A 20,736-nucleotide genomic window follows, 5' to 3' on the forward strand; every position below is an offset into this window, starting at 1 on the left:
TTTGCTGCGCGCGATCCGCGCCCGGCAACCGGCAAAGCTTGACGGCCACTTTCCTGATCCAAACAAGGCCGGGAATTGAGCTTCTATAATCGTGTTAATGGCTCCCCTCGCTCCCCAACCCAGGAACTGAGCATATGATGATAGAGGCAAGCTGACTGCCATAGCACGCGATGATACAGTAGTCCGGTTTGGGACTCGGGTTCGACTTGCTCGCATAGATCGAGACCCATGGTCAAATGGTGCAGGTCGACGTCAGCGTGAACGTTCCAGTACCGTCCGCTCAGGATCTTCAATCTTTCCAGCACGGGAATTGCCGCCGAATAGAAGTCGAACGCAACGCCCTCGCTGAGCAGGTTGAGGCCGATGATCTGTATGTCATGCGGCTCTCGCAGCGCGCTTCGCCAACAGAACGATGTGGTATTCATGGTTTCGATGGTGGGGGGAATGGCGCCCTGCTCGTCGCGCTCGAGGAATCCATGCGTCTTCATCCAGCCAATCAACTGATCGGGATGATCCACCTCCTCGAGCGCGTGCTCTGCAAAAACCGGCTGATAGCGCGGGTCGCGGCACAGTGAGTACCGCAGGCAGAGCGCCTGCGTAAATTCTCGCGATTGATGCATTAACTGATGCACCCATTGAAGGTCGTTCGGTTGCTCCGCCCGCGGGAGCATGCAAAAAAACGGACCCTGGCGGATCTGCGATCGATACTGCTCGGAGAGGTCTAACAGCCACTTCATGGCATCGCGCTCCTGTTATAGGCCGGGACCGAGATGACCTCCGGCCACGCTTAGACTGACAGAACAATGCTGCAAGCGCGTCGGGCGATCGGATGGTATTCCACGCCCAAGAACAAAGACGAGCCGCCCCTCGAGACCGCGACGGTCTCTTCTACGGGTCTTTCAGGAGAAGCGACGCATACTCCGCTGAAACAGCGTTTACGTCAGCCGCTCCAATAGAGGATGTAAGCCGCCGGATCGTCCTTCTAGCATCACAGACTGCTTCAGAAATGAAGAAGCGACCCCCGATAGCTGCCTTCTGCAGCATCCGACGGCTCTCGCTGCTCCACCGCGCGTGACGATCAGCGATCACCACTCCGCCCTGGTTGCAGTTCGCTGGACGCGCCGCCGCCAACCACATCGCATGCGGCAAACGTAGCGCGCTCGTGACGCCGAGCGACGCGGGCACGTCTACCAGAGACAAGCGGTTGATTCCGTCCCGCCGCGCCTAAGTCAACGAGGACGCCCATCGCGCCTTCGTCACTTCCGCGGCGCACTTATACGTCACCGTCCACCTACCCGTCAGTTCGCGCAACTGACGCGGCCCGCTTCATCTTGTAGGTCATACACAACCAGCGCCCTTGCAGGCGCTCATGATTCCGCCGTCCACATGGTGGACACATCCATTGTACGCGTACCTGCGCAATCGAGGGGCCGGTCCCACGGCCGCCTCACGAGCACACTCCATCTATTGGCCGATAGCGGTCATCTGTCGATACGGTCTGGGACGCTGCACCTCCAGTAAAGATCATGACTCGGTACAACCCGACTGTGAGTCGGCCTGAGACCTGCTCACTTGTAGCGCCTGAGACTGAGAAGCAGTGCATCTGCCTCGCTCGTTGGCAATCTCCGGCCAGACAGATTACTTATTAGTACTTTTCCGAGCAACGCCAGGCACGCCAGGATCATTCGAACCGACCGGAGTGGCCTGCGCCAGTCGATGAACTCAACGGCAAGCTGTTGGTTCATAGCTGCTGCCCGCCCTTCGTCTACACTGATCAGCAATTTGACGTCGGCGATCCGAAATCTCCGCTCGAGAATTGTCAGCGCAGCGATCCGCTCACGCACGGTAAGCCGCCCCGAAGCCAGATTGAGGTCCTTGACAAAGATCAAATACGCACACTCGTCTGGCAATGTTAGGTTCCAGAGCAGGTCAACAGCTTGATCCGCGGCTCTCCAATCATCAAACGTCGAGACGACGATCGGGGTCGTCCCTGACGATTCCTCTGCTCCAAACTGGCCAAGCAGTTCCACTTTTCCGACCGGCCGCATGGACCCCAATCGCTTGATTGCTACCTCTGCGGCATAGTAGGGATGCCATGGACGGCGGCGACCAGGCACGCCCATCAGGAAGCGCTTGGCCATGTCGCGTGTACGCGCTGCTATGGCAACTTCCGGACGCAACTGAGAGGCCTCCATTCCAGCCTCCGCAGGGATATGAATGTTCCCTCGAGCTCTGCGATTTCGCAGAAATGACGCGATTCCTGACCGCCAATAGTGATGATTATGCACAGGATAGAGCCTGGAGATGCGCTGTCGAGCCTCTCTCACGAATGTGCCAGAAGTGGCAACGACCTGATCGATCGCAGACTCCGAGGCGCCTTCTGATCTGAAGACGATCGGAGTATCGCCTTGCAAAGCGCTAAATCCGGTCATCCAAGTCGACATCCGGTCAGCGCACCCCCGGACATCAAGTTTGCCAGCCTTAACGAGGCTGACTTCTTGGACCGTCGGCGCCAACTCCATAATCAACAGCTCGTCGGAACTATCAACGATACTCACAGACGGACTTGTCACCATTGTCGAGATCCATCCGAAATCGCAGTAGGTGCTTGCATAGCCTGGAGCCCTGCTCGCGTTGACGGCCAACGGAAATAGAAGGAATGAACGAAGCACCAGAGACGCATCGTCCGGCCTCCAAAACAGCTGGTTCGGATGCGCCGATTGCAGCAAGCCTTGATCTACGCGGCACGCGAGAACCGTTGGATGCAATGCTCTGAGCGCAATGCTGACCGCCTTGCGACCTGGCATCACCATCGCGCCGTCGCCATGAAGCAGATGCGACAGATCTTCCGCAACGCGCTCTTCACAGACCCGTATGCTCGCGCACAATAGAACCTGTTGTCCCTCATCAAACCTGCGGGCGATCGATGCAAGCGATCCATCGCTTAGCAGAAAATCGCCATTGAGAAAGATTAGCCGGCGATCGCCTTGACCTCGGACAGCCAAATTCGCCCCACGCGTGAACGCAAGCGTGAGCGTTACTGAGGAAATTCCACCGCAAATAAGATCATCTATACTAACTATTCTGAGCGTGCATTTTCTCCGAATAGTACCGACGACCGCACTACTCTCAATTGCACCAAAATCAGACGACGATGCGAGAAGAAGAAGCTCGACCGGGCCACGGCTGCAAAGCTCCGGCAGATTTTGCGGTGATAGCCAACTCGGCAGAGCCCACCGAAGAAACCGCGCCACATGAGTCGCGCCCCACACCGGAACGACAATTGTATACTGAGGTTCTGCCATAGTCAGTCTAAACCGATCTGGAGGAGACGGCCGCATCGCGAAAGCGCAAGTCACCCAACCAAGTTATGAGAGATCTCGTACTGTAATCGGCGAGCTTTGGCGCGGCGGCGCTATCGATATTTCGATCCGCAGGCGAACACGCCTGCTTCTATCCGACCTGCGACTATCTCGGCCTCAGACGATGAGCCCCGACGGACGATCGGACCATCGAACAAATTCAACACATCGCATAACGCCACTTGACCCCGCTCTAAGCATACCAGTTTAGCTGCTGCGATTGCCCTCGACTGCTCACTGATCGGTTTTTAGCTGCGCGCAAACGGCAATGATGTAGTGCGCCATCTTGTGGTAGCCGGTATGGACAATTTCGTCATTCATCGAAAATATAAAGACACTATGAAAGTGCTCCTCCATCACTCTTCGAAAATCAGGCGCTGATTTGCAATTCACATGCCCCTTCTTGCTCTGCCAAGACGCATACCGCTGAGACTCCAGCGACGGCATACCGAAAATGGCAACCCCGTGAGGCTCGAGCGAGCTAACAGAGTTTCGCAAAAAGTGCTTCTCCTGAGATGGCTCGATGTGCTCAAGCACGTCGAGGGCGTAAACTGCATCAAAGCTCTGAAGCATCGGACCAGCCAACATGTCATGAACGATCAAGTCCATTGGCCAGTGCTCGTTCATTCGCTCCTTCGCATCCTGTATGAACACTGGATCGAAGTCTGTCGCAGTGACATGAGCTACGGTCTGCTGAACCAACCTGGTTCCAAAGGCGTCGGCGCATCCGACCTCTAGGACCCGCTTTCGTCCTTCCAACATCTTGGATACAAATTTGTACCTCGCAAGGGTGAAGAAGGTGCGACGGGGATCCCTGCTCCACGACTCATTGGCCATGATGCCAAAACGAGCAGTTCCGTGTTCTGCCTGCACCTGAAACAGTTCTTCATACTGCTCTTCTTTAGTACGCGCCTGATCACCCACGACCACCTCCCAATTGACGACCGGCGCAATAATTGGGAGTCCCGAAGTGCTCCTCCGCAATCTCGCTACATACTTGCGCCATCGGGCGCAGCTTCGTGTTGATCGCGGCCGCTGCTTTCTTGATTGAAAGAGAAGTATTGAGCGGTCGATGCTCTCTGAAGCGGATGTCTCGCAGGCTACAGGGTTTGACTACCACGTTCACCTGAGGAACAAGCGCCTTAATCGACGCAACCAGAAGATTGTTCAATTCGTACCGACTGAGTGCCTCAGGGCCCGCCACATTGTAAATTCCCGTGCGGCCGCTCTCTGCAAGATTGATGATTGATTCCGCGACATCATGGACATGCAGTGGCGAGAAGATCTGATCAGTCGCGCTTTGCATGGATTTTCCCGCGAAGACATCGTCGACCCACTGCCCCAATACGGAGTGGGTATTACGTTCACCACTGACCACCTTTGACAGCCTCACAACCAACCACGGCCGCGACCGGGCCTGCAGCCATTGTTCGACGGCAGCTTTTTGCCTTCCATATTCCGTGTTGGGACACTGGGCCGCGTCATCTTCCCATAGCCCACGCGTACCGTCGAACACGTAGTCGGTAGACAAGAAGATCGGTGTGATCCGTGCATCAAGTATTTCCTGCAGAAGCCTGATCATGCTTTCGACATTGATTTTCCCCGTCTCGACAGGGCACTCCGCGCAGAGCTCTGGATTAATTGCGCCATGAGCAAGGATGACGTGACTGAAATCGCCACGCATGACTCGCGTCAGATCGGCAAAGCCGTTTCTTGCCGCATCAAATCTTGCAAGGCCATGTCGCGCCGAGTTGTTGTACCTGGTGCCAACTGCTCGCTCTGGCCCGAGTCTGGATAGGATCGCACCTCCTACAAAGCCGGACGCTCCAACCACCAGCGCCCTCATGTGATATCCTCTGAAACCAGTCCGGCGGACTGCCATGTCGTGTTTGCCACAGTGACGGACTCGACTAGAACCATGCAACTCATCACCGTCATCCCCAGCGGCAACACGGGCATGACCCGGCTTATGCCATTGCGTGGCTCGACACTTGCGAGACACGATACGTGTGGTGGTTGCGACGGCATGACGGTTCCTTTGATCCACGTTCAACCCGTCACTGCGATAGGCAACCTTCCATAGTGGCGCGTCGGCCAAGTGGGGGAGCGAAGTCTAGTTGCCTACCACTTGTGACCTTTCCGCATCACAAACTCAGCAACACACACAGATTCATTTTTTCGGCACGCGGCAAAGATGCCGATGTTCAACGAAATCGGGCTATTCTATTATTCGGAACTCGGACCGAGTTTGTAGTACCTTCGGGTGATTCAATCAGCCACCAAGCTGACATGAGCGATATAGACGCCAGTCCTGAACGCGCCAAACGGCACTAGAGTATCGCGACGCGGCTAGTCCTTGTCCTGGGAAGATCTTCATTGTCTCCGGAGAGGCAGCCAAACACCTTCTCGCAGCAAGCGCACCGTCGTCGATGCGGTCGATGATGCCCGTTTCCACAGAGAGCGAGCTGGTCCGCGGTGCATCAGTTGGCCTGTCTCTCAGTTCGGTGATTTCGCCAATAGCGCAGCCCGATCGTGTCCGGAGCCGTGCCCATACCGCATCAGTCGGATGGATGACTCGAATCGCCGGCGGCCTAAGCCACGGAGGCTGTACCACACGCCTTCATCCTGATAGACGGCTCACGACATGCGGTCCGGAATGGCGCTCCGTCGGGCGGATGATGAGGCACCGACGTCGATTCTGGTTGCGTCTTGCTACCGGAGGTGACGTGCCCCACCTCAACGACCTATGTTCTTGCCGGACGAGTCAGAGATTGGACCAGCGCAAAGGGCGAATGTAGCATTTGCGATCATTTTGCTGGCCGCCGGCATGTTCAGCGATAGAAATTCGTTCTGGCTGAAGTAGCCGAATTCTGACGTCTGTTCGCTCATCGCGTTTTCCGAGTGGTGAACTATCACCGCCTTGAACGCTATCGCGGTGTAATGACGAACTTCACCATTCGCGCCCTTGGTAAAGAACTCAGGACCGCCGAACACGCCAATCAGTCCTGTAGGCTTTATCAAGAGGCCAGTTTCTTCGAAGCACTCTCTAACTGCGGCGTCGGCAGGATGTTCACGCGGACGAATGCCGCCTCCGGGAAGTGCCCAAAGACGGAGATCGGTCTCTCGCCTCAAGAGAAGGCGACAGTCTTCATCAACGACCGACACGAATACCGCGGGATGCACGACCCGGCGGCGCCCGATCGATGCATTAGAGTTCTTCAGATAGTCCGAGATGCGCATGCTGAACTCTCTGCTGCATATTGCCATCTGCGCGCTTTCCGCCTCGCAGTTCATTATCTATGGAGCCCCTTGATGCCTTCACGTGTACAGGGGAGTTTGGCTGCGGACACGAACGTGCAGAGCCTCGTCACCACATTCCGCGCGCTTCATTGCAACATCCTCGTAGGATATCCGCAACCGCCGTTAGCCCGGTGCCGAGGTTGGCCATTAATGCGGCACGCACCGGCGCGCGCTTTGCTGACTGCTCGCGCTAGACGGTGTTATTAATAGCTGCCGATGTATGGATTACGCGGCCTCTCAAGAGGCATACTCATGTAGGTGCCTTGCGCCATATAGATCTTGTCACCTCGATACGGCGGCCAGCAACTTTTCGCATCGGCCAAGCGGCGGACAATGCCGACACCGGGCGGACCGGGCCGTGTCCCATGGAGTGGTGTAGCTGGCATGGTGGATCACTGGGCAATTCCGGTGCGGGGCCGAGCTGGTCAGCCTGCCACAGCAGGCAGGCTGGTCATGGGATCATCGCTCAAAGGCGCGATGGTTCCCAGCGTCATGTAGCGGGCGCGCTGGACGGCCCACTCGTCGTTCTGTTCGAGCAGGATCGCTCCGACGAGACGGACGATGGCTTCCTCGTTTGGAAAGATGCCGACGACTTTGGTGCGGCGCTTGATCTCGCCATTGACCCTCTCGATCGGATTGGTCGAGTGCAGCTTGGCGCGGTGCTGTGCCGGGAAGCTCATATAGGCGAGCACGTCGGGTTCGGCCTGATCCATAAGGGCAGCGAGCTTCGGCACCTTCGGACGGAGATGGTCGGCGACCTTGCGCCATTGCGTCGGGGCTGCCTCGGCGTCGTCCTGGGCGAAGGCCGTGGCGATAAAGGCGGAGACCACGCGGCGCTCGCAAGCGCAAAGACGGGACCACGGCCGTTCGGCCCAAGCTGGGACCCCCCTCGCGCACCGTTCCAAAAACCGCCTGACCGCGTGCCTTTGCTGCGCGCGAGACCCGTGGCTCAGCCGTTGAGCCGGTCGATATGCACGTTGCCGGCCTTCATCACCAGCGGGATGTGATCGCCCTGCCCGAGCAGACACGAGATGTCGCGCAGGGGATCGCCGTCGACGACGAGAAGATCGGCGATCGCGCCGGGCTCAATGCGGCCGAGCTTGCCGTCCATGCCCAGCACCTCGGCGCCGATGATGGTGGCGCTGGCGATCGCCTCGCGGTTGCCGACGATCTCGGCGCGGATGCGGAACTCGTCGCTCTGCAGCCGCTGCGACGGGCCGAGCAGGTCGCTGCCGTAGCCCATCTTGACGCCGGCCTCGCGATAGATCGACAGCGAGCGCAGCCCGGCGTCGCGCACGTCGGCGATCTTGGCGACGCTCTCCGGCGGCAGGCCGTATTGCGCTCCCTCGTTGGCGAGCGCCTCATAGGTGACGAGCGTCGGAATCACGTAGACGCCGTGCTCGGCCATCAACCGCGCGGTCGGCAGGTCGACGAGGTTGCCGTGCTCGATGGTGCGGACACCGCAGCGCACCGCGCGCGCGATCGCCTCCGCCGTGTAGGCATGCGCCAGCACGTAGGTGCCGCGTCCCCTCGCCTCGGCGACGATGGCGCGGATCTCGTCCTCGGAATAGCCGAACGCGCCGACCGGATCGGTCGGCGACGCGACGCCGCCGGAGGCCATGATCTTGATCTGGTCGGCGCCCATCTGCAGCTCCTCGCGCACCGCCTTGCGCACGCCGTCGACGCCGTCGGCCACGCGCGCCAGCGCGCCGACGCGGACGCAACAGGGGCATGGCGCATTGTCGGAGAGGAAGTCGGTGCGCGCGCGCATGTCGCCATGGCCGCCGGTCTGGCTCAACGCGCGACCGGAGACGAACAGCCGCGGGCCCTCGGTGATTCCTGTGTCGACCGCCTGCTTCAACGGATAGCCGGCGCCGCCGGCGTCGCGCACGGTGGTGAAGCCCCGCCGCAGCATGCCGCGCAAGATCAGCGCCGAGCGCAACGTCACCAGAACGTTCGGCATCTGCACCTGCTGGGCGAGGTTGAGCTCGACGGCGATCGCATGCACATGCAGGTCGATCAGGCCGGGCATCAGCGTCTTGCCCTTGAGGTCGATGGTCTGCGCCACCGTCGTCTGCAGCGGCTTGTCCGAGACCTCCTTGATGAGCCCGTCCTCGACCAGCACATGCGAGCCCTCGCGCAACTCGGGCTGCAACGGATCAAGCAGGGCGGCGTTCTCGAACAGGATCGTCGGCATCGGCAGTTTCCTTGCGCAGGACCGGAGGTCCTTTCGACGGTTTAGCTTTGCGCCAGGATGCCCCGCGCCGCGGGCGTGGCGCAAGGCTGTCTGTTGCATGCGGCTGCGCGTCCGGTGCGCGGATCAAAGGAATCCGATCGACAGCCACGGCACGAACGCGACGAGCAGCAGGCCGAGCACGAGAGCGCCGAGATAGGGCCAGATCCGCGTCAGGCCGGCATTCGGATGGATCTGCCCGATCGAGCAGGCCGCGTAGTAGCCGAGGCCGAAGGGCGGCGCGAACAGGCCGATGCCCATGGCGAGGATGATGACCATCGCATAGTGCACCTCGTGCACGCCGAGCAGCTTGGCCGCCGGGAACAGCAGCGGACCGAACAGCACCATCGCGGGCAGGCCTTCGAGGATGCTGCCGAGCAGAATGAACACGACAATCGAGATCAGCAGGAACCCGTATTTGCCGCCGGGCACCGCCACCATCATCGCCGCGAGTGCGTGCGAGAAGTTGGACTGCGTCAGCGCCCAGGCCATCGCGGTGGCCGCGCCGATGATGAACAGGATCGAGCCGGACAGTGCCGCGGTGTGCACCAGCGCCGGATACAGCTTGCGCCAGTCGAAGCGACGATAGACCAACAGACCGACCAGCACCGTGTAGGCAATGCCGATGGTCGAGACCTCGGTCGCGGTGGCGACGCCCTCGGTGACCGCGGTGCGGATCAGCACCGGCAACAGCAGCGCGGGCAAGGCCGTGATCAGCGCGGCGCGGATCGTGGCCCAGGACGGACGCTGCCGGACGACACCTTCCGGCTCGACCATGCGCCGCTTGGCGACCACCGCCAGCGCGGCGGCGAGCACCAGACCCGGCAGGATGCCGCCGGTGAACAGCGCCGAGATCGACACGCCGGCGACCGAGCCGATGATGATCAGCACGATCGAGGGCGGGATGGTCTCGGCCATGGCTCCGGAGGCCGCGAGCAGCGATACCAGCTCGCCGTCATGGATGCCGCGCCGCTTCATGTCGGGAAAAAGCACCGGCGCGACCGCGGCCATGTCGGCGGTCTTGGCGCCGGAAATGCCGGACACCAGCAGGATTGCGCCGAGCAGCACATAGGACAGGCCGCCCCGGACATGGCCAACCAGCGAGACCAGGAAGCCGACCATCGCCGCGGCCATGCCGGTCATCACGATGAGATGGCCGAGCAGGATGAACAGGGGAATGGCGAGCAGCACCAGCGACGACACGCCCTCGTCGATGCGGCTGGTCACGACCTCGAGCGGCGCCGACGTCACCGTGAGCAGATAGGCCACCGTGGCCAAGCCGAAGCAGAACGCGATCGGCACGCCGGCGAGCACGGCCGCACCGAGCAGGATCGCGAAGAAGACGATCAGATTCCAGTTGCCGAGCGCCTTGAGCGCCGGCGCCGCGCCCCACAGCACGAGCGCAGTGGCGGCCAGGATCAGCAGCGTGATCGCGATGTCGCGCGAGCCATGGCGCGCCATCCGCAACAGGGCGGTGGCGAGCATGAGAGCGATGCCGACCGGCACGGCCCCTGCCCGCACGCTGTCGGGCAGCCCGAGCGCCGGCGTCTCCGCGAACGCCTGCCCGCTGGCATAGTCGATCGCCGGATGCAGCAGGATTGCCAGGAACAGCGCCGGCGCCATCAGTGCCGCGCTCTCCAGCACCGCGCGGGTGCGCGGCCCGACGCGGTCGATCAATGCGGTCATCCGCATGTGCTCGCCGCGGCTGAGCGCGAGCACCGCGCCCAGCATCGCGAGCCAGAGAAAGGTGATCGACGCGAGCTCATCGGCCCAGGTCAGCGGCCGGTTGAAGGCAAAACGCGCCGTCACACCGGTGAACAGGATTCCGACCTCCGCGACCAGCGCGACGATCGCGGGAATCTCGATCAGCTTCGTCAATGCCCGTTCGAGGCTTTCGACGACGCCGTGCTTCGTGGAGGCTGCGAGAGACGCGTCGACCGTGTTCATCCGAGCTCTCCGACATTCGACTGCAGGATCTTCCAGGCCTCCTCGCCGAACTTGCCGCGCCAGTCCTTGTAGAAGCTGCTCTTGCCGAGCGCGGCGCGGAACGCCTCCTTGTCGACGTCGACGAACGTGAAGCCCTTGGCGGCGAGATCGGCGCGCAGGCTCTGGCTGAGCGCAGCAATGTCGGCGCGCTCGTCGTCGGCCGACTTGCCGAACTCCTGCGTGACCAGCGCCTGCAGGTCGGACGGCAGCTTGCCGAAGGCCGCGCGGTTGCCGAGGATCCAGTACGCGTCCCAGACGTGGCTGGTCAGCGAGCAATATTTCTGGACCTCGTAGAGCTTGGCGGTGGCGATGATCGGCAGCGGGTTTTCCTGGCCCTCGACCACCTTGGTCTGCAGCGAGGTGTAGACCTCGTTGAAGTTGATCGGCGTCGGCCCGGCGCCGAGCGCCTGGAACAGGCTGGTCAGGATCGGCGCCGCCGGCACGCGGATCTTGAAGCTCTTGAGATCGTCCGGCGTCTTGATCTCGCGGGTCGACGAGGTGACCTGGCGAAACCCGTTGTCCCACGGCTTGGACAGCGCGATCGCGCCGGTCTTCTCGATGTCCTTGCGGATGTGATCGCCGAGGCTGCCGTCCATCGCCTTCCAGACCTGGTCGTAGGACGTGAAGGCAAAGCCGGTGTTGACGATGCCGGCGAGCGGCACGCGGGTGGCCAGCACCGAGCTCGCGATGTTGATCGCATCGACCGCGCCGACGCGGACCTGCGAGATCAGATCGGTGTCGGAGCCAAGCTGATTGGCCGGATAGAGATTGATCTCGAGCCGGCCGCCGCTGGCCTCCTTGATGCGATCGGCTGCCTGCTGCGCCCGCTTGTTGACGGGATGCGACGGATCCTGTCCGGTCGCGAGCTTCATCGTGAACTCGGCGGCTTTCGCGAACCGCGCGGTGAAGGGCAGCACGACGGCCCCTCCCATCGCTCCAGCCATGAATCGCCGACGCGTCATTCCCTTGCGCATATCCGTCCCTCCAATGTGACATTGTCATTGTGTCCGGCGCGTCCGCACGCCGGCCGATCGATGATCGTCGCGGCCGATGGCCTGCTATGTGAGCCAGCCCTTCACCTGCTTGACGACCTCCGGCAGCGAGATGCCGTAGCGGTCGTGCAGCGTCGGCAGCGCGCCGGCGTCGAGGAATTCGTCGGGCAGGCCGATCTGCCGGAACGGCACGTGCACGCCCGCACGCATCAAGAGCCCGGCGACGGCCTCGCCCAGCCCGCCGATCACCGTATGGTTCTCGGCGACGACGACGAGTCGGCCGGAGCGGCCGGCCTCGCGCGCAATCGTCTCGGCGTCGAGCGGCTTGATCGTCGGCACGTGCAGCACGCCGACGTCGACCCGATCGTCGGACAGCGCCTTGGCCGCCTCCAGCGCGCGCATCGTCATCAGGCCGGACGAGATCATCAGCACGTCACGGCCATCGCGCAGCAGCTTGGCCTTGCCGAGCTCGAACTTGTAGTCGTATTCGTCGAGCACCAGCGGTACCTGGCCGCGCAGCAGCCGCATGTAGACCGGCCCCCGATGGGCCGCCATTGCCGGCACGACCTGCGCGATCTCATGCGCATCGCAGGGATCGATCACCGTCATGTTCGGCATCGCGCGCATCAGCGCCAGGTCCTCGGCCGCCTGGTGGCTCGGACCATAGCCGGAGGTCAGACCGGGCAGCGCGCAGGCGATCTTCACGTTACGATCTTCCTCGGCGATCGTCTGGTGAATGAAGTCGTAGGCGCGGCGCGAGGCGAACACAGCATAGGTCGTGGTGAACGGCATGAAGCCTTCGGCCGAGAGCCCGGACGCGGCGCCGAACAGCAGCTGCTCGGCCATTCCCATCTGGTAGTAGCGGTCCGGGAACTCCTTGGCGAAGATGTGCAGGTCGGTGTACTTGCCGAGATCGGCGGTCATGCCGACGATCTCGGGCCGGCTGCGCGCCAGCTCGACCAGCGCGTGGCCGAACGGCGCCGGCTTGGTGCGCTGGCCCTCGGAGGCGATCGAGGCGATCATCGCCGAGGTCGTCAGGCGCGGCTTGCTCAGATCCGGAGCGGGTCTTTTCGATGTCATCACGGCCTCCCGGCGTCGAGCGCGGCGATCGCGAGCTGCCACTCGTGCGGCTCGACGCGAATGAAGTGGTTCTTCTCGCGCTGTTCGAGGAACGGCACGCCCTTGCCCATCAGCGTGTCGGCCACGATCATGCGCGGCTTCGGCGCGGGATGGGTCTTGGCGGCGTCGAATGCGGCCAGCACAGCATCGAGGTCGTTGCCGTCGATGCGCTGCACGAACCAGCCGAACGCCTCGAGCCGGTCGACCAGCGGCTCGAAGCCCATCACCTGGGTCGAGGGGCCATCCGCCTGCTGATTGTTGACGTCGACGATCGCGATCAGATTATCGAGCTTGTAGTGGCTGGCCGAGGAGATCGCCTCCCACACCGAACCCTCGTCGAGCTCGCCGTCGGAGAACAGCGTGTAGACGCGCGAGCTCGACTGCTTGCGCTTCAAGCCAAGGCCCATGCCGACGGCGATGCTCAGGCCGAGGCCGAGCGATCCACCCGACATTTCCATGCCCGGCGTGTAGGATGCCATGCCCGACATCGGCAGCCGGCTGTCGTCGCTGCCATAGGTCTCGAGCTCCGCCTCGGGAACGATGCCGGCCTCGATCAGCGCGGCGTAGAGCGCGATGGCGTAATGGCCGTTCGACAGCAGGAAGCGGTCGCGCTCCTCCCAGCTGGGATCCTCCGGCCGGTAGCGCATGGCGTGGAAATAGGCCACGGCCAACACGTCGGAAATGTCGAGCGCCTGGGCGATGTAGCCCTGCCCCTGCACCTCGCCCATGCGGAGCGCGTTCCGGCGGATGTTGTAGGCGCGCTGCGCCAGTGTCGGCGCGTTGGCGAGCCGATTGGTTGCGGTGTCCATGGTTGAAGACCTTGCTTAGTGGATCAGCATGCCGCCGTTGACGTCGATGACCGCGCCCGTGACATAGGCGGAGAGATCGGAGGCCAGGAACGTGTAGATGCCGGCGACGTCCTCGGCGGTGCCGAGACGGTTGAGCGGAATGCCCTCGAGGATCTTGGCCTTCATCTCGTCGGTCAGCTTGCCCGCCGTGATGTCGGTGCCGATCAGCCCCGGGGTGACGCAGTTGACGCGGATGCCGTCGGCGCCGAACTCGCGCGCCATCGCTTTGGCCAGGCCAAGCACGCCAGCCTTGGCCGCGGAGTAATGCGGCCCGCCGAAGATGCCGCCGCCGCGCTGCGCCGAGACCGACGACATGCAGGCGATCGAGCCCGATTTGCGCGCGCGCATGTGCGGAATCACGGCCTGCGACAGAAACAGCACGCCCTTGAGGTTGACGTCCTGGATCCGCTCCCAGTCTTCCGGCGTGATGTCGAGCAGCTTGACCGGCTGGGTGATGCCGGCGTTGTTGATGAGGATGTCGATGACGCCGAACTGGCGGGCCACCTGCGCGACCGCGTCGTTACACGAGGTCTTGTCGGCGACGTTGCAGCCGAGGCCGATGTGACCATCGCCGAGCGAGGCAGCCGCCTCGGCCGCGGCCGCCGCATCGATGTCGAGGATCGCAACCCTCGCGCCTTCGGCGGCGAACCGCCGCGCCGTCGCAAGCCCAATGCCGCGCTTCGACGCTGCGCCCGAGATGATCGCCGTCTTGCCGCTGAGCAGCATGCTTGGTCCTCCCCAAACTGTCGTTGTGTTGGGCTTGACCATGGCTCGCCGGAGCGGCGGCGACAAACGCACAGTTGTCACGGATAGATGAATCTGGTTCACTTATCGTATGTTGTCGAACATCCCTATTTCGTCGATCAAGGCCTTTGAGGCCGCCGCTCGCACCGGGTCCTTTCGCGATGCAGCGAATGAGCTTCACCTGACGCCGAGTGCCGTCAGCCATGCGATCCGCAAGCTGGAGGCGACCTTGCGGACTGTGCTGTTCGAGCGCACCGCCCGATCGGTGCGGCTGACGCCGGCCGGCGAGAACCTGATGCGCCACGCCGGCGCGGCGTTCGACCAGTTGCGCCGGGGATTGGAAGAGGTCGCGGCGCGCGGCCCGCAACTCGTCCGCGTCCATTCGGCGCCGAGCTTCGCCGCGCAATGGCTGACGCCGAGGCTGGCGCAGTTTCTCGCTGCGCATCCGAAGCTCGAGGTCCGGCTGTCAGCCAACACCGACTACGCGCGGTTCAAGAACGACGATTTCGACATCGACATCGTCTACGGCCAGCCGCATGCCGAGGGCGTCGAAATCATCCCGCTCGCCGAGGAGACGGTCACGCCACTGTGCGCGCCCGCCCTGGCCGCGACGATCAAGCGTCCAGCGGATCTGCTGGAGCGCACGCTGATCCGGTCCGACGTCAAGCAGATCCAGTGGCATCAATGGTTCGCAGCCAACGGCCTCGAAGCGCCGGCGCTGCACGGCATGCGCTTCGACCGCAGCTTCCTGGCGCTGGCGACGGCGGCCGAGGGACTCGGCGTCGCGCTGGAGTCGACACTGCTGGCCGAGCGCGAGCTGGCGTCGGGACGGCTCGTGGCGCCCCTCGCGGGCCGCTCCAACGACGTCCGCTATGTCGGCCACAGGCTGGTCATACCGCGCACCCAGAACCAGCGCTCGGCGGTCCGCGCCTTCGCGGACTGGATCAGGTCGGAGCTATGAGATGCGCGGGGCCGTGAAAAGCTCGGTTCAAAATCGCGCGGCCATCTCCACGAGCCGACGATGCGCGCGCTCACGCGCTGCGCCCGTGTGCTCGGCCGGACCGCTGGTCGGACCGATTGCGACGAACGTGACGTCGCGAAGGCCCATGAAGCGCAGCGCCTCGCGCAGATAGGGCGTCGCCAGATCGGTCCGGCCGCGGCTCATGCTGGTCGAGAAATCACCGCCGCTTGCCAGGATCACCAAGGTCGGGCGATCCTTCAACAGCGGGAGATAACCGCTGGCGGCATCGAAGCGAAAGGTGAGCCCGGGCTGGTTGATGATGTCGAGCCAGTGCTTGAGCTTGTAGGGAATGCCGAAATTCCACATCGGCGTCGAGATCACCACCCGCTCGGCGAGATCGAGCCGCACCGCCATGCGCTCGGCAACGGCGAACGCCGCGCGCTGGGCATCGGTGAAAGCGCGTCCGCCCATGCGCGCGTACTTCGCCTGCAGGATCTCGCCGTCGAATTCAGGAAGCTGCTCGCGCCACAGGTTCATCTCGTCGATGTCCCAGCCCGGCCGCGTCTGTCTGAAGCGATCGAGAAAAGCGCGCGCCCCGGCGCTCGACTCCGAGTCCGCACGCGGCGAGGCGGCGAGATGGAGCAGCTTGGGCATCCCCTACCCCAGCGCCCTGACGACGGCGTCGGCGTTGGTCACCACGGAGACGTTCTGCAAAGCGAAGTTGATCGCCGCGTTATGCCAGTCGGCATTCATGGTCGAGCAGCAATCCTCCGGCACCACCATGAAATAGCCCTTGTCGGCGCCGGTGCGCGCGGTGTGCTCGACCGACATGTTGGTCCAGGCGCCCGTGTTGATGATGACGTCACGCCCGGTCGCTTTCAGGATGGTCTCGAGCCTCGTCCCCTCCCACGCGCTCATCCGCATCTTCTCGACCACGAAGTCGCCGCTGCGCGGCTCCAGGCCCGCAACGGGCGCAGCGCCCCAGCTGCCGCGCACCATGGCCCTGCTGTCGACCAGCCCTTCGAACAGCGGCGCGTTCAAGGTCACGCCGGGCGCGCCCGGCTCGACCACGAACCAGACGTGGATGATGACGACGCCGCGCGCGCGGGCCACTTCGGCCAGCCGGCGGACGTTCTCGACGACGCGCTGCTGCTTGGCATGATCAGGCGCGCCGGACTCGGCGAAGGCGCCGCCATCCATGATGACGTCGTTCTGCAGGTCCTGGATGATCATGGCGCAGCGGCGCGGGTCGAGCTGAATGTCGCCGGAGGCCAGTTGTGGAGCCGCCGAAGTTGCCGGCGAGGCCGAGGCCGCCGAGGTCGACGCGGCCGTCCGCCGCGCGCTCATATAGGGCTCGTGACGCGGGCCGACCTTGGTCGCGATCGCATAGACCGAATGGGTCGCGGTGAGATACAGCGTGCGGAAATCGGCCCCGCCCCAGGCGAGGTTGGCGACCAGCTCCGGCACGCGTACCTTGCCGAGCAGCTCACCCGTGGGAGCAAAGACCCAGACCCCACCGGGGGCGGTGACCCAGACATTGCCGCGCTGATCGCATTTCATGCCGTCTGGCACGCCGGGCTCGAGCTCGGAACGAATGCCGCTGGCGAAGACGCGGCCATGCGACAACATGCCATCGCTGCCGACGTCGAACACGCGGATGACAGCCTGCACGGTATCGTTGACGTACAGCAGTCGCTCGTCGGGCGAGAAGCACAGCCCGTTCGGCTGATCGAACAGATGGCGCTCGACCAGTAACTGAGGCGCGCCGCCGCCGGGCGGCACGCGATAGACGCCCTGGAAGCCGAGCTGGCGCGGCCGCTCGACACCGTAGACCGGCATGCGGCCATACCAGGGATCGGAAAAGTAGATCGCGCCGCTCGAATGGACGCAGACGTCGTTCGGGCTGTTGAGCTCCTGGTTCTCATAGTGCGACGCCAGCACTTCGCGGCGTCCGTCGGGTCGCTCGCGCACCAGCGCGGACGTCGCGTGCTCGCACACGACGAGGTTCAGCTCGGCATCGTAGGTCATGCCGTTGCACTTGTTGGAGGGGCGCCGCATCTCCACCACACCGCGCTTGGCGTCCCAGCGGCGGCGGACATCGGCCGGCATGTCGGAGAACAGCAGGAACTGTTCGACCGGATGCCAGATCGGCCCCTCCGTGAAGTCGAACCCCGTGGCGACCTGCCCGACAGGTGCGTACGGATCGATCAGGCTCTCGAACTCAGGCCGCAAGGTGACGTGGGTCATGACGCGTCCTCACGCCGGAAACCAGTGCCGCTGCGGCAGCGATTGCACGACCGGGCCCGGCACCAGGTCATGCAGCCGTCCCGTCACCATCCCGCCCTCGATCTTGGCAGGACGATCATGCACCGGGAGCAGATAGCGCGAGCTCGAGAGCAGCTTCTTGATCGCCGCCTTCTCGGCGCGCTTGCTGGTGCCGTGATTGCCGGTCGTGCGCGGCTCGGCGTCCTGGATCTCGTTGAACGGCGTCACGATCTGATCGTTGAAGTCGTAGATCACGTCGCCGCAGATGGTGGCGATGCCGTCGGCGGTGTGAACATGGATGTTCATCGAGCCCTCGGTATGCGCATTGGCCGCCTCGCAATACACGCCCGGCATCAGCTCGACCGCACCGGTCAGCTCGAGATCGAGAAAGCGCAATGCGCTCTTGGTGTGCAGCCGGTCGATCAGGTGCTTGATGTCAGGCGCGGGATATTGCGGATGCATCAGGCCGGACACGGAGTATTCCAGCTCGCGCCGGTTCAGCACCACTGTCGTGTTCATCGGGAACAGATCGTCCTTGCCGGCATGATCGATGTGCAGGTGGGTGTGGCAGACATAGCGGACGTCGCCCATGCGCACGCCGTGGCGCGCGAGCTGGTTCTCGATCATGTTCTCATGATACTGCAGCCCGCGCATGCCCAGCGTCTCCATGATCTGATTAGAGCGGTAGCCGGTGTCGACCACGACCGGATAAGGGCCGCCCAGGATCAGGAAGCCGAGCGTCAGCACCCGGCGGGTGCGGCCGCAGTCGCGGCCGAGCACGAGGAAGCTGGATTCCAGCTCGATATCACCATAGTCGAGAACCTTGATTTCCAGCGCCATGAGCGTTCCCTGTTGCTTTTGTTGTCGTTGCGCGCGGCGTCAACTCAGCCGATAGACTCGCCGCGCGGTTTCTCCCATCACCTGCGCTTGCGCGTGCCTGTCGAGGCCATCAAGTGCAGCCTCGTAAGCCGCCACCAGCGCGCAATAGTCCGTCCAGAGCTTCTCGATCGGAAAGTTCGAGCCGAACAGGCAGCGCTCGGCGCCGAACGTGGCGATCGTCTCGCGCACGACATCGGCGACATGGGCCGGATCGTTGCGACGGATGAAAGTGCCGAGGCCGGAGAGCTTGCTGACGACGTTGCGGCAGGCGGCCAGCCGCTGCATGCCGGCACGCCATTGCGCCCGTCCCGCGGGCGAGAGATCCTCCAGCATCCCGGCGTGCTGCAGGATGAAGGTGACCGTCGGGCAGCTTTCGGCCAGCGCCGCAGCGCCTTCCATCTGTCCGGAAAACACCTGCAGGTCGAACGACCAGCCATACTCGGCCAGCCGCGCAATGTTGGCGCGGATCCTGGAGTCTTTGCAAAGGTCAGGCGAGTTCGCGAAACGATACAGCGGATTGTCGTGCCAATGCAGCTGCATCCGGACGCCACGCACCAGCGGATAGCGGGCGAGCCGTTCGAACTGCGGCCGAGCGTCATCGACAGCGAGATCGGCATAGGCGACGATGGCATGGGGGAAACCGTGCTGGTCGGCTGTTCGCTGCGCCCAGGCGGCCTCGTCCTCGAAACCACCCTTCGCCCAGTTGGTCTGGACGTAGACCGATTGGGTCACGCCATTGCCGGCGATGTCGCCGAGATATTCCTCGATCGGGTAGTCGCGCCGGATCGGCTCGTAGGGCCCGAAGATCCGCGGCTGCATCGGTCCGACCAGCCAGGGCAGATCGGCCTGACGCCAGATGTGATGATGCGCGTCGACATATCCGGTCATGCCGCCCTCCTCTGCGCGAGCGACAGAACATGCGCGACGATCGCCTCGTCGGAGCCGCCCGGCACGATATCGTCAACGAACGGCGCGATCGCCTGCAGCGCCTCCGTCTGCGGTCTGAATCCGGGCCCTGTCGCCAGCGGCGTGAGCCAGCTCAATCGCCAGGAGCGCAGCGACAGCTTCCAGACGGCATCGCGGAGCGCCTGATGGTCACCGCGCTCCAGCCCGTCGGAGATCACCAGCACGGCGGCGCCGCGCGCGTAGGTCGAGAAGCGCGGCACGGCGAGGAAGGCCTGCAGCGCCTCGCCGATGCGCGTGCCGCCGTCCCAGTCGCTGACGAGATGCGACGCGGCGAGCAGCGCCTGCTCGCGCCGCTTCAGCCGCAGCGGCCGCGTGACACGCGTCAGCCGCGTGCCCAGCGTGAACACTTCGACTTGCGGGATCGCCTGCGTCAGCACATGCGCCAGCCGCATATTGTCCTCGGTGCGCGCCTTCATCGAGCCGGAGACGTCGATCAGCACCAGCAGCCGGCGCAGCCGCGGCCGCCGCTTCAGCCGGCGCAGCGACAGCACCTCGCCATCGCGCCGCACGCTTTCACGCAAGGTCCGGCGCAGGTCGACGAAACTGCCGCGCCGCGCGCGCATCCGCCGATGGCCGCGCCGCTTCGGCAGCTTTGCACGCGCCTGACGCGCCAGACACTGCAGGGCATTGCCGCCACTCGTGGCGGCAAGGCGACGCGCGACCAGCGCCTCGGCACGGGTCGCCGCCTGCCCGGACTCGTTCTGCTCCTCGGCGCTGTCGGGATCGATAGCGCCGTCACCCTCCTCCTGCAGCCGCACGACGTCGTCCTGCTGGTCGGACTCGCCGAGGGCAGCCGCCTCTGTCACGCCGAAATGGATGTCGAACAGCAGATTGTAGGTCGCAAGGCGTTCGGGCGGCGGCGCCAGGGTCGCAGCGCCAGCGCGGCGGATATCGTCGAGACTCTGCGGCCCCAGCAGCGCGATCGCCGCCAGGAACGAGGTCGTCTGCTCCGGCGCGATGGCAAAGCCGTTCCGACGCAGCAAAGCTGCGAAGGTGACAAAGATCCCGCTGGGCTGCGGCAGAGGGGGCTCGTTCATGTCATCGCCTCCGCCAGCAGCGCGTCCAGGCGCGGGGCGACAAA

At 63.5% G+C, this 20,736-nt stretch carries 17 protein-coding genes and 2 pseudogenes; 2 read left to right on the forward strand and 17 right to left on the reverse strand.

The features are described from left to right. Positions 1-83: 83 nt before the first annotated feature. Positions 84-737 carry an iron-containing redox enzyme family protein gene (locus BRAO375_RS02670; protein WP_009025904.1) on the reverse strand — a complete coding sequence of 218 codons (654 nt, stop codon included), beginning with the start codon at positions 735-737 and terminating at the stop codon, positions 84-86. A gap of 613 nt (positions 738-1,350) precedes the next feature. Here BRAO375_RS02670 and BRAO375_RS38475 point away from each other — a divergent pair. Next, positions 1,351-1,497, forward strand: a pseudogene (locus BRAO375_RS38475) (IS5/IS1182 family transposase); the annotation flags it as partial. Positions 1,498-1,568: 71 nt separating this feature from the next. Here the strand turns inward: BRAO375_RS38475 and BRAO375_RS02675 are convergent. The 11 genes and pseudogenes from BRAO375_RS02675 to BRAO375_RS02725 form a co-directional block, all read right to left on the reverse strand. After that, complete coding sequence (locus tag BRAO375_RS02675; protein ID WP_139031282.1) at positions 1,569-3,005, reverse strand: hypothetical protein; 1,437 nt, start codon at positions 3,003-3,005, stop codon at positions 1,569-1,571. Between the two features lie 591 nt (positions 3,006-3,596). Next, entirely contained in the window at positions 3,597-4,286 is a 690-nt protein-coding gene (locus BRAO375_RS02680; protein ID WP_035638582.1) for a class I SAM-dependent methyltransferase, read from the reverse strand. After that, positions 4,279-5,208 carry an SDR family oxidoreductase gene (locus BRAO375_RS02685; RefSeq protein WP_175345286.1) on the reverse strand — a complete coding sequence of 310 codons (930 nt, stop codon included), beginning with the start codon at positions 5,206-5,208 and terminating at the stop codon, positions 4,279-4,281. The genes BRAO375_RS02680 and BRAO375_RS02685 overlap by 8 nt, the downstream gene beginning before the upstream one ends. Positions 5,209-6,098: 890 nt before the next feature. Further along, the gene (locus BRAO375_RS02690) at positions 6,099-6,602 is read right to left on the reverse strand and encodes an NUDIX hydrolase (RefSeq protein WP_052536039.1); all 504 of its coding nucleotides are present in this window, start codon (positions 6,600-6,602) and stop codon (positions 6,099-6,101) included. A gap of 485 nt (positions 6,603-7,087) precedes the next feature. Beyond that, positions 7,088-7,498, reverse strand: a pseudogene (locus BRAO375_RS02695) (IS256 family transposase); the annotation flags it as partial. A gap of 113 nt (positions 7,499-7,611) precedes the next feature. After that, positions 7,612-8,859, reverse strand: coding sequence for a metal-dependent hydrolase family protein (locus BRAO375_RS02700; protein ID WP_009025912.1), 1,248 nt, complete (start codon positions 8,857-8,859; stop codon positions 7,612-7,614). A 123-nt stretch (positions 8,860-8,982) separates the two neighbouring features. After that, on the reverse strand, positions 8,983-10,842 hold the full coding sequence (locus BRAO375_RS02705) for a TRAP transporter large permease (RefSeq protein WP_009025913.1): 1,860 nt from the start codon (positions 10,840-10,842) through the stop codon (positions 8,983-8,985). Beyond that, positions 10,839-11,855: a TRAP transporter substrate-binding protein gene (locus BRAO375_RS02710; RefSeq protein ID WP_035638587.1), complete on the reverse strand. Its 1,017-nt coding sequence runs from the start codon at positions 11,853-11,855 to the stop codon at positions 10,839-10,841. Before BRAO375_RS02710 ends, BRAO375_RS02705 begins: the two co-directional genes overlap by 4 nt. An 84-nt stretch (positions 11,856-11,939) precedes the next feature. Next, positions 11,940-12,953 (reverse strand): transketolase family protein, encoded by a 1,014-nt coding sequence (locus tag BRAO375_RS02715; RefSeq protein WP_009025915.1) that lies wholly within the window; start codon positions 12,951-12,953, stop codon positions 11,940-11,942. Beyond that, on the reverse strand, positions 12,953-13,801 hold the full coding sequence (locus BRAO375_RS02720; protein WP_009025916.1) for a transketolase: 849 nt from the start codon (positions 13,799-13,801) through the stop codon (positions 12,953-12,955). The genes BRAO375_RS02715 and BRAO375_RS02720 overlap by 1 nt, the downstream gene beginning before the upstream one ends. Before the next feature lie 15 nt (positions 13,802-13,816). Beyond that, complete coding sequence (locus tag BRAO375_RS02725) at positions 13,817-14,566, reverse strand: SDR family NAD(P)-dependent oxidoreductase (RefSeq protein WP_009025917.1); 750 nt, start codon at positions 14,564-14,566, stop codon at positions 13,817-13,819. A 109-nt stretch (positions 14,567-14,675) separates the two neighbouring features. On the opposite strand from BRAO375_RS02725, the gene BRAO375_RS02730 reads away from it, so the two are divergent. Further along, a complete protein-coding gene (locus BRAO375_RS02730) occupies positions 14,676-15,545 on the forward strand; it encodes a LysR substrate-binding domain-containing protein (protein WP_009025918.1) in 870 nt (289 codons plus the stop codon). A gap of 27 nt (positions 15,546-15,572) precedes the next feature. Here the strand turns inward: BRAO375_RS02730 and BRAO375_RS02735 are convergent, their stop codons facing one another. From BRAO375_RS02735 to BRAO375_RS02755, 5 genes are read right to left on the reverse strand one after another with little or no spacing between them, the layout of a single operon-like run. Further along, positions 15,573-16,199 (reverse strand): FMN-dependent NADH-azoreductase, encoded by a 627-nt coding sequence (locus tag BRAO375_RS02735; RefSeq protein ID WP_009025919.1) that lies wholly within the window; start codon positions 16,197-16,199, stop codon positions 15,573-15,575. A 3-nt stretch (positions 16,200-16,202) separates the two neighbouring features. Then, positions 16,203-17,792 carry an isochorismatase family protein gene (locus BRAO375_RS02740; RefSeq protein ID WP_009025920.1) on the reverse strand — a complete coding sequence of 530 codons (1,590 nt, stop codon included), beginning with the start codon at positions 17,790-17,792 and terminating at the stop codon, positions 16,203-16,205. Between the two features lie 9 nt (positions 17,793-17,801). Then, entirely contained in the window at positions 17,802-18,650 is an 849-nt protein-coding gene (locus BRAO375_RS02745) for an MBL fold metallo-hydrolase (protein ID WP_009025921.1), read from the reverse strand. 39 nt (positions 18,651-18,689) lie between these two features. Continuing rightward, positions 18,690-19,577, reverse strand: a complete 888-nt coding sequence (locus BRAO375_RS02750; RefSeq protein WP_009025922.1) for an amidohydrolase family protein — start codon at positions 19,575-19,577, stop codon at positions 18,690-18,692. Next, entirely contained in the window at positions 19,574-20,692 is a 1,119-nt protein-coding gene (locus BRAO375_RS02755; RefSeq protein WP_009025923.1) for a VWA domain-containing protein, read from the reverse strand. Before BRAO375_RS02755 ends, BRAO375_RS02750 begins: the two co-directional genes overlap by 4 nt. Positions 20,693-20,736 lie beyond the last annotated feature (44 nt).

Origin of the sequence: Bradyrhizobium sp. ORS 375, assembly GCF_000239775.1 — a bacterium.
GTDB lineage: Bacteria > Pseudomonadota > Alphaproteobacteria > Rhizobiales > Xanthobacteraceae > Bradyrhizobium.

Bases quoted from the DNA above. Each gene is read 5' to 3' on its own strand.
- BRAO375_RS02670 (WP_009025904.1), bottom strand. From the start codon at position 737: ATGAAGTGGCTGTTAGACCTCTCCGAGCAGTATCGATCGCAGATCCGC.
- BRAO375_RS02685 (WP_175345286.1), bottom strand. From the start codon at position 5,208: ATGAGGGCGCTGGTGGTTGGAGCGTCCGGCTTTGTAGGAGGTGCGATC.
- BRAO375_RS02690 (WP_052536039.1), bottom strand. From the start codon at position 6,602: ATGCGCATCTCGGACTATCTGAAGAACTCTAATGCATCGATCGGGCGC.
- BRAO375_RS02700 (WP_009025912.1), bottom strand. From the start codon at position 8,859: ATGCCGACGATCCTGTTCGAGAACGCCGCCCTGCTTGATCCGTTGCAG.
- BRAO375_RS02705 (WP_009025913.1), bottom strand. From the start codon at position 10,842: ATGAACACGGTCGACGCGTCTCTCGCAGCCTCCACGAAGCACGGCGTC.
- BRAO375_RS02710 (WP_035638587.1), bottom strand. From the start codon at position 11,855: ATGCGCAAGGGAATGACGCGTCGGCGATTCATGGCTGGAGCGATGGGA.
- BRAO375_RS02715 (WP_009025915.1), bottom strand. From the start codon at position 12,953: ATGACATCGAAAAGACCCGCTCCGGATCTGAGCAAGCCGCGCCTGACG.
- BRAO375_RS02720 (WP_009025916.1), bottom strand. From the start codon at position 13,801: ATGGACACCGCAACCAATCGGCTCGCCAACGCGCCGACACTGGCGCAG.
- BRAO375_RS02725 (WP_009025917.1), bottom strand. From the start codon at position 14,566: ATGCTGCTCAGCGGCAAGACGGCGATCATCTCGGGCGCAGCGTCGAAG.
- BRAO375_RS02730 (WP_009025918.1), top strand. From the start codon at position 14,676: ATGTTGTCGAACATCCCTATTTCGTCGATCAAGGCCTTTGAGGCCGCC.
- BRAO375_RS02735 (WP_009025919.1), bottom strand. From the start codon at position 16,199: ATGCCCAAGCTGCTCCATCTCGCCGCCTCGCCGCGTGCGGACTCGGAG.
- BRAO375_RS02740 (WP_009025920.1), bottom strand. From the start codon at position 17,792: ATGACCCACGTCACCTTGCGGCCTGAGTTCGAGAGCCTGATCGATCCG.
- BRAO375_RS02745 (WP_009025921.1), bottom strand. From the start codon at position 18,650: ATGGCGCTGGAAATCAAGGTTCTCGACTATGGTGATATCGAGCTGGAA.
- BRAO375_RS02750 (WP_009025922.1), bottom strand. From the start codon at position 19,577: ATGACCGGATATGTCGACGCGCATCATCACATCTGGCGTCAGGCCGAT.
- BRAO375_RS02755 (WP_009025923.1), bottom strand. From the start codon at position 20,692: ATGAACGAGCCCCCTCTGCCGCAGCCCAGCGGGATCTTTGTCACCTTC.